This window comes from Kitasatospora sp. NPDC097605 (genome assembly GCF_040302725.1).
GTDB lineage: Bacteria > Actinomycetota > Actinomycetes > Streptomycetales > Streptomycetaceae > Kitasatospora.
On record NZ_JBEOSF010000024.1, the window covers coordinates 37,375 to 51,990 of the forward strand.

Annotated in this window: 13 protein-coding genes and 2 riboswitches; of the genes, 6 read left to right on the plus strand and 7 right to left on the minus strand. The window is 72.0% G+C overall.

Annotation, left to right across the window (positions count from 1 at the left end; translation table 11 throughout):
- Positions 1-242: 242 nt before the first annotated feature.
- The 4 genes from ABTX81_RS25215 to ABTX81_RS25230 all read right to left on the minus strand — a co-directional run bounded on the left by ABTX81_RS25215 (position 243) and on the right by ABTX81_RS25230 (position 5,156).
- Positions 243-1,436 carry a C40 family peptidase gene (locus tag ABTX81_RS25215; RefSeq protein WP_350549492.1) on the minus strand — a complete coding sequence of 398 codons (1,194 nt, stop codon included), beginning with the start codon at positions 1,434-1,436 and terminating at the stop codon, positions 243-245.
- Between the two features lie 10 nt (positions 1,437-1,446).
- Positions 1,447-1,599, minus strand: a riboswitch (cyclic di-AMP (ydaO/yuaA leader).
- 347 nt (positions 1,600-1,946) lie between these two features.
- The gene (locus ABTX81_RS25220; protein ID WP_350549494.1) at positions 1,947-2,990 is read right to left on the minus strand and encodes a C40 family peptidase; all 1,044 of its coding nucleotides are present in this window, start codon (positions 2,988-2,990) and stop codon (positions 1,947-1,949) included.
- Positions 2,991-3,200: 210 nt separating this feature from the next.
- Positions 3,201-4,757, minus strand: coding sequence for an NYN domain-containing protein (locus ABTX81_RS25225; protein WP_502892848.1), 1,557 nt, complete (start codon positions 4,755-4,757; stop codon positions 3,201-3,203).
- A 135-nt stretch (positions 4,758-4,892) separates the two neighbouring features.
- Entirely contained in the window at positions 4,893-5,156 is a 264-nt protein-coding gene (locus ABTX81_RS25230; protein ID WP_350549496.1) for a hypothetical protein, read from the minus strand.
- Between the two features lie 201 nt (positions 5,157-5,357).
- On the opposite strand from ABTX81_RS25230, the gene ABTX81_RS25235 reads away from it, so the two are divergent.
- A complete protein-coding gene (locus tag ABTX81_RS25235) occupies positions 5,358-6,206 on the plus strand; it encodes a rhomboid family intramembrane serine protease (RefSeq protein WP_350549498.1) in 849 nt (282 codons plus the stop codon).
- Positions 6,203-6,484, plus strand: coding sequence for an Lrp/AsnC ligand binding domain-containing protein (locus ABTX81_RS25240; protein ID WP_350549500.1), 282 nt, complete (start codon positions 6,203-6,205; stop codon positions 6,482-6,484). The genes ABTX81_RS25235 and ABTX81_RS25240 overlap by 4 nt, the downstream gene beginning before the upstream one ends.
- Positions 6,485-6,512: 28 nt before the next feature.
- On the opposite strand, the gene ABTX81_RS25245 is transcribed toward ABTX81_RS25240, so the two are convergent.
- The 3 genes from ABTX81_RS25245 to ABTX81_RS25255 all read right to left on the minus strand — a co-directional run bounded on the left by ABTX81_RS25245 (position 6,513) and on the right by ABTX81_RS25255 (position 9,799).
- Positions 6,513-7,877, minus strand: a complete 1,365-nt coding sequence (locus ABTX81_RS25245; RefSeq protein ID WP_350549502.1) for an aminotransferase class V-fold PLP-dependent enzyme — start codon at positions 7,875-7,877, stop codon at positions 6,513-6,515.
- Positions 7,878-7,928: 51 nt separating this feature from the next.
- A riboswitch (SAM riboswitch) is annotated at positions 7,929-8,046 on the minus strand.
- Positions 8,047-8,153: 107 nt separating this feature from the next.
- A complete protein-coding gene (gene trpD, locus ABTX81_RS25250) occupies positions 8,154-9,230 on the minus strand; it encodes an anthranilate phosphoribosyltransferase (protein ID WP_350549504.1) in 1,077 nt (358 codons plus the stop codon).
- A 143-nt stretch (positions 9,231-9,373) separates the two neighbouring features.
- Positions 9,374-9,799, minus strand: coding sequence for a hypothetical protein (locus tag ABTX81_RS25255; RefSeq protein ID WP_350549506.1), 426 nt, complete (start codon positions 9,797-9,799; stop codon positions 9,374-9,376).
- Between the two features lie 403 nt (positions 9,800-10,202).
- On the opposite strand from ABTX81_RS25255, the gene ctaE reads away from it, so the two are divergent.
- The 4 genes from ctaE (at position 10,203) to qcrB (ending at position 14,542) form a co-directional block, all read left to right on the plus strand.
- On the plus strand, positions 10,203-10,823 hold the full coding sequence (gene ctaE / locus ABTX81_RS25260) for an aa3-type cytochrome oxidase subunit III (protein WP_350549507.1): 621 nt from the start codon (positions 10,203-10,205) through the stop codon (positions 10,821-10,823).
- 187 nt (positions 10,824-11,010) lie between these two features.
- Complete coding sequence (qcrC, locus tag ABTX81_RS25265) at positions 11,011-11,820, plus strand: cytochrome bc1 complex diheme cytochrome c subunit (protein ID WP_350549509.1); 810 nt, start codon at positions 11,011-11,013, stop codon at positions 11,818-11,820.
- The gene (gene qcrA / locus ABTX81_RS25270; RefSeq protein WP_502892849.1) at positions 11,817-12,887 is read left to right on the plus strand and encodes a cytochrome bc1 complex Rieske iron-sulfur subunit; all 1,071 of its coding nucleotides are present in this window, start codon (positions 11,817-11,819) and stop codon (positions 12,885-12,887) included. The genes qcrC and qcrA overlap by 4 nt, the downstream gene beginning before the upstream one ends.
- Positions 12,884-14,542, plus strand: a complete 1,659-nt coding sequence (gene qcrB / locus ABTX81_RS25275) for a cytochrome bc1 complex cytochrome b subunit (protein WP_350549514.1) — start codon at positions 12,884-12,886, stop codon at positions 14,540-14,542. Before qcrA ends, qcrB begins: the two co-directional genes overlap by 4 nt.
- Positions 14,543-14,616 lie beyond the last annotated feature (74 nt).

The following is a 14,616-nucleotide window of genomic DNA, read 5'->3' on the forward strand; positions in this document are numbered from 1 at the left end:
GCTCCGATCCTGGGCCCGGCCCGCCGCCGCACCGGGGCGGGCGGCTGTCGAAGCGGGCGTCCGGTGGCAGACGTTAGCGAGTCCGGGCAACCGATTCCAAACCCCTGCGAACCCGAATATTCGGACACCGATCGGACATCAGATCGGTTCGCGGACCGAGCGTCCCGGCGCCGCCGGAGAAAGCCGCAGGCCCGGCCTCCCCCGCGGGGAGACCGGGCCTGACGGAGCCTGCCGACCGTCGGTCAGAGGCGCACGATGGTGTTCACCGGCATGTTGGACGCCGCCTCGTAGCGGACCGACGCGCCCGGCTTCGGGGCGTGGATGACCTGGCCGCCGCCGACGTAGATGCCCACGTGGTGGCGGTCGCCGTAGAAGATCACCAGGTCGCCCGGCTGGGCCTTGGAGATGTCCTTGCCGATCTGGGTGCCGGCGGTGGCCTGCGCCTGCGAGGTGCGCGGCAGCGACACGCCGGCCTGGGCGTACGCCCAACCGGTGAGGCCCGAGCAGTCGAAGGAGTTCGGGCCGGTGGCGCCGTACACGTACGGCGCGCCGAGCTTGCTCTCGGCGGCGGCGATCGCGGCGGCGGCGCGCGAGCCGTTGGCGGCGGGCGCGGCCGGCTTGGCGGCCTCGGCGGCCGGGGCCGCGGCGGTCGAGGAGCCCGAGGAACCCGAGGAACCCGACGTGGGCGCGCTCAGGTTGCTGCGGTTGGTGTCGCGCGAGGCGCGCTCGGCGTCGGCCTTCTCCTTGGCGGCCTTGGCGGCCTCGGCCTTGGCGGCGTCCGCCTTCGCCTTGGCCTCGGCGGCGGCCTTCTCCTCGGCCGCGCGGATGGCCTGACGCTCCTGCTCGGTGAGCGTGTTGAGCAGGTCCTGGGCCTTCTGCAGCTTGCCCTGGACGTCCTCCTTGGAGCTCTTCAGCTGCTGGGTGGTGGACTCCAGCTCGGCGAGCTTGGCCTGGGTCTCGGTGCGGTCCTGGTCGAGCCTGCGCTGCTGCTCCTGGAGCTCCTTCAGCGCGCCGGACTGCGTGGAGCCGGCCTGGTTCAGGGCGTCGGCCTGGTTGAGGAAGTTGTCCGGGCTCGCGGAGAGCATCAGCTGGACGGTCTGCGATATGCCGCCCGTGCGGTACTGCTCGCCGGCGATCTCGGCGAGGCCGCCCTGCGCCTCGGTCACCACGGCCTGCTGACGGGCCACCTTGTCCTGCAGCTCGGCGACCTGCTTCTGCAGCTCCTGCTGCTTGGCCTGGGCGCCGTTGTACTTCTCGGTGGCGACCTCGGCCTGCTCGTTGAGCTGGTCGACCTGCTCCTTGACCTGGTCCTTGGTCGGCGCGGGGTCGGCGTGGGCGCCGGACTGCGCGGAGAGGGCGACGGCAGCGGCGGCGACACCGGTCAGGATCGAGACACGGGCGCGGCCGGCGGGCTTGGGACGACGATGGGACGCCACGAAGGCGGACTCCTTCTTCCTCATCCGCCTACCGGGTGAGCTGACGGGTTCGGGCGGAAGCGTGCCCTACGACGCCTCACCGTCCGCTTCCGCGGCCGGCCTGGCGCCGATTCACCCCGGAGGAACGTGGTTCCCCGGCTCCGCTCCACAGCGGACCCCCGACTGCTGGATCCTCACTCGGACGACGGCCCACGGGCCCCGTCCCACTGCTTCGCGAACTCGGCGGCGAACCCCGCCGCCACCCAGGCTGGGTGATCGACTGTGCGTGGTTCGAGGCACGACCCTAGTAACAGATCCGTGATCCGTTCAAATCCTTGTCAGAAAAAAGTCGGAAGAATACCCAAGTTCCTTTGTGAATATGACCGAGCGTGATCAGGTCCCCACGTCGGGCTGATCATTCTCCGTCAGTCCGTCGAACGCCCCGCCGAAACGCCCGGCGCCACCCCCGTGCGGAGGTGGCGCTGATCACAGGGGGCCGTTCGGGCCCCTCGGGCGTGTCGTGTCGGTCCGTCAGACCCGGCGGATCGTGTTGATCTTCATGGCGTCGGCCTTCATCACCTTCACCACGTCACCGGTGCGCGGGGCGTGCACCACCATGCCGTTGCCGATGTACATCCCGACGTGGCTGCGGTCGTCGCGGTAGATGACCAGGTCGCCCGGCTGGGCCTCGGCGAGGGACGGCACCCGGGTGCCGTAGTTGCCCTGGGCCTGCGAGGTGCGCGGCAGCGAGACGCCGGCCTTCCCGTACGCCCAGACCATCAGGCCGGAGCAGTCGAAGGTGCTGGGGCCGACGTCGCCCCAGCCGTAGGGCGAGCCCTGCTTGCTCATCGCGAGCGAGACCGCGGCGCCGGCCTTGCCGCTGGCCTGCGGCAGGCTGCCCAGGTCGGTGCGCTCGGAGCCGCGCGAGGCGCGGTCGGCCTGCTGCTGCTGCGCCTTCAGGGCCGCGCGCTCGGAGGCACTGAGCGAGTTCAGCAGCTCCTGGGCCTCCCGGAGCTTCTTGTTGACCTCGGCCTTGGTCTGGTTCAGGTCCTTGGTGGTGCTGTCCAGCGAGGCCAGCACGGCGGCCGCCTCGGCCTTCTGCTGGTCGAGCCGGCGCTGCTGGTCCTGCAGGCCCTTGAGCGCCTCGGCCTGGCTGGAGCTGGCCTGCTGCACGCTGGAGGCCTTGTCCAGGTAGCCGGACGGGTCGGAGGTCAGCATCAGCTGCACGGACGGGTCGATGCCGCCGGTGCGGTACTGCTCGCCCGCCACCTCGGCCAGCCCGGCCTGAAGCTGGGTCATCTGGTCCTGGCCGCGGGCCACCTGGTCCTGGAGCTGGTCCGCCTGCTTGCGCAGCTGGTCCGCACGCTCCTTGGCGCCGTTGTAGCGCTCGGTGGCCTGCTCGGCCTCCTCCTGCAGCTGGTCGATCTGCGCCTTGACGTCGTCCTTCTTCGGCGCCGGACTGGGCGCCGCGTGGGCGGCGACCTGGGCGGAGAGGGCGACCGCGGTCGCAGCGGCAGCGGTGAGCACGGAGACCCGCGCGCGGCTCGGCTGCTTGGGACGGCGGTGGGAGGCCAAGGGACTTGCTCCTTCTTCCAATGGCCTCACCCGAACGGGTGAGAATCCGGAAAATAGGTTTGACGCCAGACCCTAGTGAAGATCCACGCTTCGCGCCACTCCCCCGATCGCGTGAACCCGAACCGCCCATCTGACTTCACAAAACTCGCACAACACCGCAATCCGGGTGCTGACCAGCCGTCATGCCGGCCTGCCCGCACCGGGAAGCGGCTACGGCCGGGCCAGCCGGTTCAACAGCAGCACCGAGGCGACGGGGCGCGCGCCGGCCTTCCGCACGCCCTCCGCGACCTCCCGGTCGGTGGAGACCACCACCACCGGACGCCCCTGCGGCTCGGCCCGGACCAGCCGGCGGATCAGCTCGTCCGCCGTCTCCCCGGTCCGGCTGAACCGTACCCGCACCCCGCGCGGCGGCGCCATGATCACCGGCACGTCCAGGTCCTGGCCGTCGAACACACAGGTGACCTCCGCCTGGGTGCGCTGCGCCAGCATCGCCAGCCCGCCCAGCAACCGGATCCGCTGCTGCTCCAGCGGCAGCGCCGGATAGCCCGTCTTGGTCACGTTGTAGCCGTCCACCACCAGATGGACCTGCGGGATCGCCAGCAGCTGGTCCAGCAGCGCCGGATCGTCCTCGGCCAGGCCGCGCCGCGCCACGTCGTGCGGCGACGCCGCGCCCGGCACCACCGCCTCCACCAGGTCCGCCGGGCGGATCTGGGAGACCGGCAGCGCCAGCTCCCGCTGCAGCCCCTGCGCCGACTGCAGCACGGTGTCCAGCAGCAGCCGCAGCCGCATGTCCTCGACGCCGCGCCCCTCGCGGGCCGACCGGCGGCCCTGCTCGGCGGCGTTCTCCAGCTCCGTGACCCGGTGCCGCAGCCGGCGCGCCTCGCTCTCCGCCGCGCTCCGCTCGGCCGCCGCCTGCGCCCGGACCGCCTCCAGCTCGGCCGCCACCTTGCGGGTCTCGGCCTGCGCCCGGCGGGTGTCGCTCTCCAGCGACCGCAGCTTGCGGCGCAGCGAGTCCGCCTCCCGGCGGACGTCCTCCGACTCGGCCCGCTGGCGCTCCAGGTCGGAGCGCGCCGTGGAGCGCACCTCGGCCAGCTCGGCCTGGAGCTTCTCCACCAGCCGGGCCGCCTCGGCCGCCGCGCCCTCGGCACCCGCCCGCTCGGCCTCCTCGCCGACCGCGGCCACCAGCCGGCTCCACCCGGCGGAGCGCACCAGATAGGCGGCCGCCGCCACGTCCATCGGGTCGGCGGCGCCCGGCACGGTGCCCGACTCCAGCGCCCTGACCAGGTCCGGCTGCCCCAGCCGCAGCCGCTCCGCTATCCGCGAGCGGAAGGCCGGCTCCGCCTCCAGCGCCGCCGCCAGCGCGGTCGCCGCGTACTTGGCCCGGCGCGCGGGGGTGAACTTGGCGTACTGGCGCAGCGACTGGGGCAGCTCCGCGAGCGGCAGCCCGCCGAGCGCGTCGGAGGCGAGCCCCACCACGCGCCGGCGCACGCCCTCGGGCAGCGGCCGGTCCAGCGTCTCGGCGCCGCCCGCCGCGGCATCGTTCCCGGCGTCCCCGGACCCCCCGGCGTCCCCGAGGCCCCCGGCGTCCCGCGCCGCCCCGTCGACGGCTGCCGCCGGTTCGTCACCGCCGCCGGACTCCTCGCCGGCGGCCGGCTCGGCCGGCGCCGCGGTGCCGAAGGGGGCGGCCCCTGCCGCGTCCGGCGCCTGCGCGTCCACAGCGGGCTGCCGCCCCTGCGGCCCGGCGGGCTCCCTCGCTGCGTCCACCACGTCCTCGGCTCCGATCCTGGTCCAGCGGGGTACGGTCCCCGGCCGCCGCCCCCGTCACACTCCGTGCGTTCTCTCTGTATTGTCCCGTGCGGCGACCGGCCACGCCCTGCACCGCCCGCCGCACGGCTCAGGCGATCAGGCCTGCTCGGGGGCCTCGGCGCCGCCGGCCGCGCCCGGGCGGGCCACCAGCTCGACCTGGTCGACCGCGTTGCACCAGCGGCAGCGCACCGACTCGACGGTCTCGCTGAGCACCTGGGTCTCCTCGATCTTCGACTCGCCGGCCAGGTCGAAGTGGAGGAACTCGGTGACCCGGGCGGTCCGGGTCACGTCGAAGCGGGTCAGGTTGCCGCAGAGCGTGCAGCGCCAGCGCGTCTCGGCGGTCAGGGCGGGGACGGTCATCGGGGATCCTCTCGGGTGGTCCCGGAACGGGCTCAGGCGCTCCCCCCGGAGCCCCGGCGTCGGCGGCGGGAGGCGGGAATGCCCGCCCCAAGCCTATTGCCTGGGGCAACCTTCGCGGCCACCGGCCGACCGGCCCGCACCGGTAGCCCACCTGCCGTAACCGCGCGGTGCCGGTTCGGTACCGGGGGGATGCTGGGGCCCATGGCGATCCCGGTCCTCCCCGCCGGCCCCGGCCCGCGCCGCAGCCGGCCGGCCGCCACCGCCCCGGCCGTCTGCTACGCGCTGATCGCGCTCAACACCGCGGTCTTCCTGCTCGGGCCGGCCGCCGGGCTCAACCCGCTCTACGGCCGCGGCCAGAGCCGGGTCTGCGCGGAGCAGCGCTACGAGCAGCGCTGGGGGGCGGTCCCCGCCGAACTGCTGACCGGGCACCCGCTGACCGCCGGCCAGCTCGCCCAGGCCCCGGACCCGCTGCCCGGCTGCCCGGCCGCGCCCACCCCGGGCAAGCACCCGGCGCTCTCCGTGCTCAGCGCGCTCTTCCTGCACGCCGGCTGGCTGCACCTGCTGGGCAACCTGCTCTTCCTGCACGTCTTCGGCCCCACCGTGGAGCGACGGCTGGGCCGCTCCCGGTTCCTCCTCTTCTACCTGGCGTCCGGGGCGCTCACCACCTACGGCTTCGCGCTGGCCGAGGCGCACTCCGCGGACTCGACCCGGGTGCTGATCGGCGCCTCCGGGGCGATCTCCGCCGTCCTCGGCGCCTACCTGCGCCTCCACCCCCGGGCCCGGGTCACCACGCTCGTCCCGCTGCTGCTCTTCCTGCCGCTGCGCTTCCCCGCCTGGCTGGTGCTGGGGCTCTGGTTCGCCCTCCAGTGGTGGTCGGTGCACTCCGCCGGGCCCGGTGTGGCCTACCTGGTGCACGTGATCGGCTTCGCGGCGGGCTTCCTCTACGCCTGCACCCTGACCGAGCGCCGCCCGCGGGCCACGGGCCCCCGCGACGGTGCCGCCGGCGCCCGATACGCTGGCGGCACCTCACAAAGGAGTACGCCACCGTGATCACCGCCATCGTCCTGATCAAGACCAGCGTCGACCGCATCCCGGAGATCGCCGAGGCGATCGCCGCCATCGAGGGCGTCAGCGAGGTCTACTCGGTGACCGGCGGCTACGACCTGGTCGCGATGGTGCGGGTGGCCCGGCACGACGACCTCGCCGAGGTGATCCCCGGCCGGCTGAACAAGGTCCCGGGCGTGGCCCACACCGAGACCCAGATCGCCTTCCGCACCTACTCCCAGCACGACCTGGAGGCCGCGTTCGCGATCGGCCTGGACGAGTAGGACGCGCCGCAGCACGGGCGCGAAGCCCTCAACCCTCGCGACGGGTGTCCGCGACGCAGCGGCCGCCCTCGTTGCGGTAGGTCCAGGCCGCGCCGTCCGTGACCAGCTCCCGGACGGCGGCCAGGAAGCGGTCCACGTGCTCGTCCGGGGTGCCGGCGCCGAAGCTCACCCGGATCGCGTTCAGGCTGCGCTCGCCGGGCAGCGACGGCTCCGGCGCGCCGCACTCCGAGGGCGCGGCCTCCTCGTCGCCGAGCAGGGTGCGGACCAGCGGGTGGGCGCAGAACAGGCCGTCACGGACCCCGATGCCGTACTCGGCGGAGAGCGCGGCCGAGAAGTGCGAGCTGTTCCAGCCCCGGACCACGAAGGAGAGCACGCCCACCCGGTCCGAGTCGGCGCCGAACAGATTCAGCACCCGGACCTCCGGGATCTCCGCCAGCCCGGCCTTCAGCCGCGCGACCAGGGCCCGCTCGCGGGCCTCCAGCGCGTCGAACCCGGCCTCGGTGAGCGCCCGGCAGGCCGAGGCGATCGCGTGGACGCCGATGACGTTGGGCGAGCCGGCCTCGTGCCGGGCCGGGCCGGTGTGCCACTGCACGGCCACCGAGCCGTCGGTCTCCCGGGCCACCGTGCGGGTCGCGCCGCCGCCGGCCAGGTACGGCTCGGCCGCGTCCAGCCAGTCGGCCCGGCCGGCCAGCACCCCGGCGCCGAACGGCGCGTACAGCTTGTGGCCGGAGAAGGCGATCCAGTCGACGTCCAGCTCGCGCACCGAGACCCGGTGGTGCGGGGCCAGCTGCGCGGCGTCCAGCACCACCCGGGCCCCGTGGCGGTGGGCGGTGCGGGTCAGCTCGGCGACCGGCCAGAGCTCGCCGGTGACGTTGGAGGCGCCGGTGACGCAGAGCAGCTTCGGGCCCTCGGGCGCCCCGGCCAGCGCGGCGTCGAAGGCGGCGACCGCCTCGGCGTGCGAGCGGGGGGCGCGCAGGTAGGTGACCGGCAGGCCGGCGTGCGCCCACGGCAGCAGCGACGCGTGGTGCTCGGTCTCGAAGGCGAACACCTGGGTCCCGGCCGGGACCGCGCCGGCCAGCAGGTTCAGCGAGTCGGTGGTGGCGCGGGTGAAGACCACCTGGTCGCCCTCGCGCAGGTCGAGGAACTCGGCGACGGTGCGGCGGCTCTGCTCGAACAGGTCGGTGGAGAGCTGCGACAGGTAGCCGGCGCCGCGGTGCACGCTGCCGTAGTACGGGGCGTAGGCGGCGACGTCGTCCCAGACCCGCTGGAGCGCCGGGGAGCTGGCCGCGTAGTCGAGCGCCGCGTAGCCGACCTTCTCGCCGTTGGCGAGCGGGACCTGGACGTCGTGGCCGAGGACGGCGAGGGGGGCGCGGAGAGAGGTGGAGACAGACATGGGGATGCACTCCTGTACGGGTCAGGGACCCCGGGAGTGCGATCAGTCCGGCGTCCGCGCTTGCCACGCGGACGAAGCGCCACGTGACCCGGTCCTCACCCAGGGCACCCCGCCACGGACGGAGGGTTGCCGGACAGCCAGCTGGGGCTTGACGCTGTCGCTCATGACCTGGCGAAGACTCTAGGTCGCGTCCGCCCCGTGGTCAAACAGGCGTCCGCATCCCGGACAGCCGAAGGGGCCCGGGGAGGTCTTCCTCCCCGGGCCCCAACACCCGCGTCACGCCCGGGCGGTGGCCTCCGACCAGTGCTTCAGCAGGTCGCCCGCCGCACCCGAGTCGATGGCCGCGGCGGTGCGCCGCATGGCCGCCCCGAGCTGCTCGGCGAGCGGCGCGTCGGTCAGGTCCAGCGCCACCAGCGCGGCCGCCGAGTTCAGCAGCACCGCGTCACGCACCGGCCCGTGCTCCCCGGCCAGCAGCCGGCGCGCGACCTCCGCGTTGTACGCCGGATCCCCGCCGCGCAGCGCCTCGATGCCGACCGGCTCGATGCCGACCTCGCGCGGGTCGAAGGAGGTCTCGGTGACGGCACCGTCCCGGACCACCCAGACCCGCGAGGTGGTGGTGATGGTCAGCTCGTCCAGCCCGTCGTCGCCCCGGAAGACCAGCGCGCCGGCGCCGCGCTGCGCCAGCACCCCGGCGATCAGGCCGGCGAGGCGGGTGTCGAAGCAGCCGATGGCGTGCGCCGTCACCCGGGCCGGGTTGGTGAGCGGGCCGAGGATGTTGAACGCGGTGGGCACCCCGAGCTCGCTGCGGGCCGGGCCGGCGTACCGCATCGACGGGTGGAAGGTGGCCGCGAAGCAGAAGGTGAGCCCGACCTCCTCGGCCACCTCGGCGACCCGGCGCGGCCGCAGGTGCAGGTTGATGCCCAGCTTCTCCAGCACGTCCGAGGAGCCGCTGGCCGAGGAGGCGGCCCGGTTGCCGTGCTTGACCACCTTGGCGCCGGCCGCCGCGGCGACGATCGCCGACATGGTGGAGATGTTGACGGTCTTGGCCCGGTCGCCGCCGGTGCCGACGATGTCCACCGCCGGGCCGGGGATGACCAGCGGCTCGGCGTGGGTGTACATCGAGTCGACCAGACCGGAGATCTCGTCGACCGTCTCGCCCTTGGCCCGCAGCGCCACCATGAAGCCGGCGATCTGCACCGGGGAGGCCTCCCCGCTCATGATCCGGTCCATCGCCCACGCGGTGGCCGAGCGGTCGAGGTCCTCCCCCCTCAGCAGCGCCGACAGGATGTCCGGCCAGGTGCGGACCACCTGCGCGGGCTCGCTACCGCCGTTCGCAGGGTGCGCGTTCACCATGGCTGACTCCAGCTCTCGCTCCCCGCGGACGGGGAAGGACGTAGGGACGGAGTCAGCCTATCGAGCGGCGGGGCGCCGGGGCTCCGCCGTTCACCCTTCTTCTCTTGTACTGAGACGCGGGGTGGGACGCCGGCGCGGGCGGACTACTGGACGGCGGGCGTTCGCTTGGCCAGCCGGGCCCGCAGCAGGGTGGCGACGGCCTCCGCCAGCGCCACCGGGTCCACCGGCTGGGAGATCGCCGCGTCGGCCCGGCTCCAGGCCGCCAGCCAGGAGTCCTGCGGCCGGCCGATCAGCGCCAGCAGCGGCGGGCACCCGTAGATCTCGTCCTTCAGCTGCCGGGCGAGCCCGAGCCCGCCGGCCGGCACCGCCTCGCCGTCCAGGACGCAGAGGTCCACGCCGCCCTTCTCCAGCGCCTTGAGCACTGCGGGGGTGGTCGCGCACTCCAGGTAGTCCAGCTCCGGCAGGTCCTCCGCGGGCCGCCGGCCGAGAGCGGTCAGCACCTGCTCGCGGGTGGTGCGGTCGTGGCTGTAGACCAGAACGGTCAACGTCTCGTCGGTCGTGCTCGCCATGGGCCTGCTCCCTCACGTGTGATCCGGACCACGTTCGCCTCTCCCCGGATGCTACTCCCGATCACCCGCCGCCGAGCCCTTCCCGGGGGATCCTTCTCGACCCGGTGCGCCGCCGGCGCGCCACCGACTGGTCCGGGCGGAGCACGGCCCGTCACCCCCGTCCGCACAGACCACCCGTACGGCGGACGGGTGGTCTCTCCCCTTACTACCGACGGCCCCGCGGGCCTGCCGCGACACGCCGCGAAGGCCTCCGAAGGGGCCTTCGAGGAACCGTCAGAAAAGGGACACGCCGCTGCTCAGCAGGGGTACCCGCAGCCTGTCGGGTGCCAGGGGGGCATACCGCACGCACCGGACACTCCGAGGGACACCCCCCGGCGTGAAGACGGAATAAGGGACCGACATAATGTCCGTCGTGGCGACAGCAACAGCAGTAGAAACCGGGCACGCGCACGGATCGGTCAACCGGCCGAACATGGTCAGCGTCGGAACGATCGTCTGGCTCAGTTCCGAGTTGATGTTCTTCGCGGCCCTCTTCGCGATGTACTTCACGCTCCGCTCCGTCAAGGGGCCGGAGTTCTGGACCGAGAAGGCGCACGCCCTCAACGTGCCCTTCTCCTCGGTCAACACCACGATCCTGGTGCTCTCCTCGCTGACCTGCCAGCTCGGTGTCTTCGCCGCCGAGCGCGGGGACGTGAAGAAGCTCCGCTCGTGGTTCATCCTCACCTTCGTGATGGGCGCGATCTTCATCGGCGGCCAGATCTTCGAGTACACCGAGCTGGTCAAGAAGGACGGCCTCTCGCTGTCCTCCGACCCGTACGGCACGGTGTTCTACCTGACCACCGGCTTCCACGGTCTGCACGTGACGGGTGGTCTGATCGCCTTCCTGCTGGTCCTGGGACGGACGTACGCAGCCAAGCGCTTCACGCACGAGCAGGCCACCGCCGCGATCGTCGTGTCGTACTACTGGCACTTCGTCGATGTCGTGTGGATCGGCCTGTTCGCGACCATCTACCTGATCAAGTAACCAGCTGATCAGGTCGCTGGCCACCGGCCTCGGGTCCCGCCCTCACCGGCGACGGCCCGATTTCGCCGGTGCCGACGCTCCCACCGACCGACCGCGCGCGCAGCCCTAGACAGGCAGCCTCGTGCCGGCCAGACCGGCCGCCGGGTGCACCCACCAGTCGACCAGATCCTGACACCGGGGTTATTCCGTGAAAAAGCTCTCCGCACGACGGCGCCACCCACTGGCGGCGCTGGTCGTCCTACTTCTCGCCCTGGCGGCAACCGGGGGGCTGTACGCCGCGTTCGCGCCCGCCGACAAGGCGCAGGCCGACGTCGCCGCGCAGTCGCTCGCGATCGACGAGGGCAAGAAGCTCTTCGCCGTGGGCTGCTCCTCCTGCCACGGCCTGAACGGCCAGGGCAGCAGCGACGGCCCGAGCCTGGTCGGCGTCGGCTCCGCCGCGGTCGACTTCCAGGTGGGCACCGGTCGCATGCCGGCCCAGCAGCCCGGCGCCCAGGTGCCGCGCAAGCCGAACATCTACTCGCAGGCGGAGATCGACCAGCTCGCCGCCTTCGTCGCCTCGCTCGGCCCCGGCCCGGTGACGCCGACCGAGGAGCAGGTCACCTCGACCAACCCCGAGGACCTCGCCAAGGGTGGCGAGCTGTTCCGCACCAACTGCGCCCAGTGCCACAACTTCTCCGGCCAGGGTGGTGCCCTGACCCAGGGCAAGTCCGCCCCGTCGCTGGAGGGCGTGGACGCCAAGCACATCTACGAGGCCATGCAGACCGGCCCGCAGAACATGCCGTCGTTCCCGGACAGCACCATGCCCGAGGAGCAGAAGAAGCAGATCGTGGCCTTCGTCCGCCACACCACCAACGATGAGCCCAACCCCGGCGGTCTCACGCTCGGCAGCCTCGGTCCGGTGACCGAGGGCCTGTTCGGCTGGATCTTCGGTCTCGGCGCGCTCATCCTGGTCGCGATCTGGGTCGCCGCCCACACCACCAAGGCCAAGAAGTCATGAGCCACGACATGTCAGAAGAGAAGCTCCCGGAGTCGCACGGCTCCGCCGGGCACCACGAGGTGGCCGCCCACGGCGACCCGTTCGCCGACCCCGGCCTGCCGGCCCACGAGCCGCGCCGCACCGACATCGACGAGCGGGCCGCCAAGCGGGCCGAGCGTCAGGTGTCGCTGATGTTCGTCGTGTCGATGATCGCCACCATCGGCTTCATCGCCTCGTACGTGGCCATCGACCCGGACAAGATCGTCTACATCTGGCCGCTGGGCCACGTCAGCGCGATGAACTTCGCGCTCGGCATGACCCTGGGCCTCGCGCTGTTCCTGATCGGCGCGGGCGCGGTCCACTGGGCCCGCACCCTGATGTCGGACCACGAGATCCCGGCCGAGCGTCACCCGATCGAGGCCGACGACGAGGTCCGCGCCGACGTCATCGAGCAGTTCAAGACCGGTGCCGCGGAGTCCGGCTTCGGCCGCCGCAAGATGATCCGCAACACCCTCATCGGTTCGATGGCGCTGGTCCCGCTCTCCGGCGTGGTCCTGCTCCGCGACCTGGGCCCGCTGCCCGAGGACAAGCTGCAGCACACCGGCTGGGACGAGGCCACCGAGGCCAAGCCGCTGCAGCTGATCAACATGAACACCAACCTGCCGATGAAGGCCGAGGACATCATCCAGGGGTCGCTGACCTTCGCGATGCCCGAGGGCCTGACCACGCACTCCGAGGACTTCCAGGTTCGCATCGCGAAGGACGCCCTCATGCTGGTGCGCATCGCGCCGCAGGACATCAAGGACGAGAAGTCCAAGGAGAAGGGTTTCGAGGGCATCCTCGCCTACTCCAAGATCTGCACCCACGTCGGCTGCCCGATCAGCCTGTACGAGCAGCAGACCCACCACGCGCTCTGCCCCTGCCACCAGTCGACCTTCGACCTGGCGGACGGCGCGCGCGTCATCTTCGGCCCGGCCGGCCACCCGCTGCCGCAGCTGAAGATCACCACTGACGAGAAGGGCTTCCTGGTCGCCCACGGCGACTTCGACGAAGCCGTCGGCCCGAGCTTCTGGGAGCGTGCTCGATGAGCAGTGCGAGCAGCACCACCTCCGGCGCCGCCAAGCCCGCCAGCACGCGTGCCAAGCCCGCGAACAAGTGGGAGCAGGCAGCGGACTGGACGGACGGCCGGCTGGGGATCTACTCCCTCGCCAAGGCCAACCTGCGCAAGATCTTCCCGGACCACTGGTCCTTCATGCTGGGCGAGATCTGCCTCTACACCTTCATCATCATCATCCTGACCGGCGTCTACCTGACGCTGTTCTTCAAGCCCTCGATGGGCGAGGTCATCTACGACGGCTCGTACGTGCCGCTCAAGGGCCTCCCGATGTCCGAGGCCTACGCCTCGACCGTCGACATCAGCTTCGAGGTGCGCGGCGGTCTGCTGGTCCGCCAGATCCACCACTGGGCCGCCCTGGTCTTCGTGGCGGCGATGCTCGTGCACATGCTGCGCGTCTTCTTCACCGGCGCGTTCCGCAAGCCGCGCGAGATCAACTGGGTCTTCGGCTTCCTGCTGCTGGTCCTCGGCATGTTCGACGGCTTCTTCGGCTACTCGCTGCCGGACGACCTGCTGTCCGGCACCGGTATCCGCTTCATGGAAGGCGCGATCCTCGCCGTCCCGCTGGTGGGCACCTACATCCAGATGTTCCTGTTCGGCGGCGAGTTCCCCGGCACCGACATCGTGCCGCGGTTCTTCACCATCCACGTGCTGCTGATCCCGGGCATCATGCTCGGCCTGCTGGTGGCGCACCTGATCCTGGTCTTCTACCACAAGCACACCCAGTGGGCGGGCCCGGGCAAGACCGAGAAGAACGTCGTCGGCATGCCGCTGATGCCGGTCTACATGGCCAAGGCCGGTGGCTTCTTCTTCCTGGTGTTCGGCCTCATCGCCGCCATCTCGGCGATCGCCACGATCAACCCCGTCTGGTCGGTCGGCCCGTACCGCGCGGACCAGGTGTCCACGGACGCCCAGCCCGACTGGTACATGGGCTTCTCCGAGGGTCTGATCCGCCTCATGCCGGGCTGGGAGATCGGTCTGTGGGGCCACACCCTGAACCTGGGTGTCCTGGTGCCGCTGGCGATCTTCCCGCTGGTCCTGGTCTCGATCGCGGTCTACCCGTTCATCGAGGGCTGGATCACCGGCGACAAGCGCGAGCACCACATCCTGGACCGTCCGCGCAACGCCCCGGTCCGCACCGGGCTGGGCGCCGCCTGGATCAGCCTCTACCTGATCCTGCTGGTCGCGGGTGGCAACGACCTGTTCGCCACCCACCTGCACCTGTCGATCAACTCGGTCACCTACTTCGTCCGCGTCGGCTTCTTCGTCGTCCCGGTCCTGGTCTTCATCATCACCAAGCGCTGGTGCCTCGGCCTCCAGCGCCGTGACAAGGAGAAGGTGCTGCACGGCCGCGAGACCGGCGTCATCAAGCGCCTGCCGCACGGCGAGTTCATCGAGGTGCACGCCCAGCTGCCGCAGCAGGACCTGCACAAGCTCACCGCGCACGAGCAGGTGGAGCCGTTCGAGCTGCCGGCCGAGACGGACGAGAACGGCGTGGCCCGCAAGGCCGGCGTCATCACCCGGACCCGGGCGAAGCTCTCCCGCGGCTTCTACGGCGAGGGCAGCCAGATCCCCAAGCCGACCGCCGAGGAGCACCACGAGATCACCAGCGGCCACGGCCACCACTGATCCCGTACGCGTCGCCGCGTCGCACCCGAGGGCCGCTGACCAGAGTTCTTCTGGTCGGCGGCCCTCGGGCTTTG

What these genes read in the sequence shown, in the direction of transcription:
- ABTX81_RS25230 (WP_350549496.1), bottom strand. Translation starts at nt 5,156, where the DNA reads ATGACCGTCCCCGCCCTGACCGCCGAGACGCGCTGGCGCTGCACGCTC.
- ABTX81_RS25255 (WP_350549506.1), bottom strand. Translation starts at nt 9,799, where the DNA reads ATGGCGAGCACGACCGACGAGACGTTGACCGTTCTGGTCTACAGCCAC.
- qcrA (WP_502892849.1), top strand. Translation starts at nt 11,817, where the DNA reads ATGAGCCACGACATGTCAGAAGAGAAGCTCCCGGAGTCGCACGGCTCC.
- qcrB (WP_350549514.1), top strand. Translation starts at nt 12,884, where the DNA reads ATGAGCAGTGCGAGCAGCACCACCTCCGGCGCCGCCAAGCCCGCCAGC.
- ABTX81_RS25245 (WP_350549502.1), bottom strand. Translation starts at nt 7,877, where the DNA reads ATGTCTGTCTCCACCTCTCTCCGCGCCCCCCTCGCCGTCCTCGGCCAC.
- ctaE (WP_350549507.1), top strand. Translation starts at nt 10,203, where the DNA reads ATGTCCGTCGTGGCGACAGCAACAGCAGTAGAAACCGGGCACGCGCAC.
- ABTX81_RS25235 (WP_350549498.1), top strand. Translation starts at nt 5,358, where the DNA reads ATGGCGATCCCGGTCCTCCCCGCCGGCCCCGGCCCGCGCCGCAGCCGG.
- trpD (WP_350549504.1), bottom strand. Translation starts at nt 9,230, where the DNA reads ATGGTGAACGCGCACCCTGCGAACGGCGGTAGCGAGCCCGCGCAGGTG.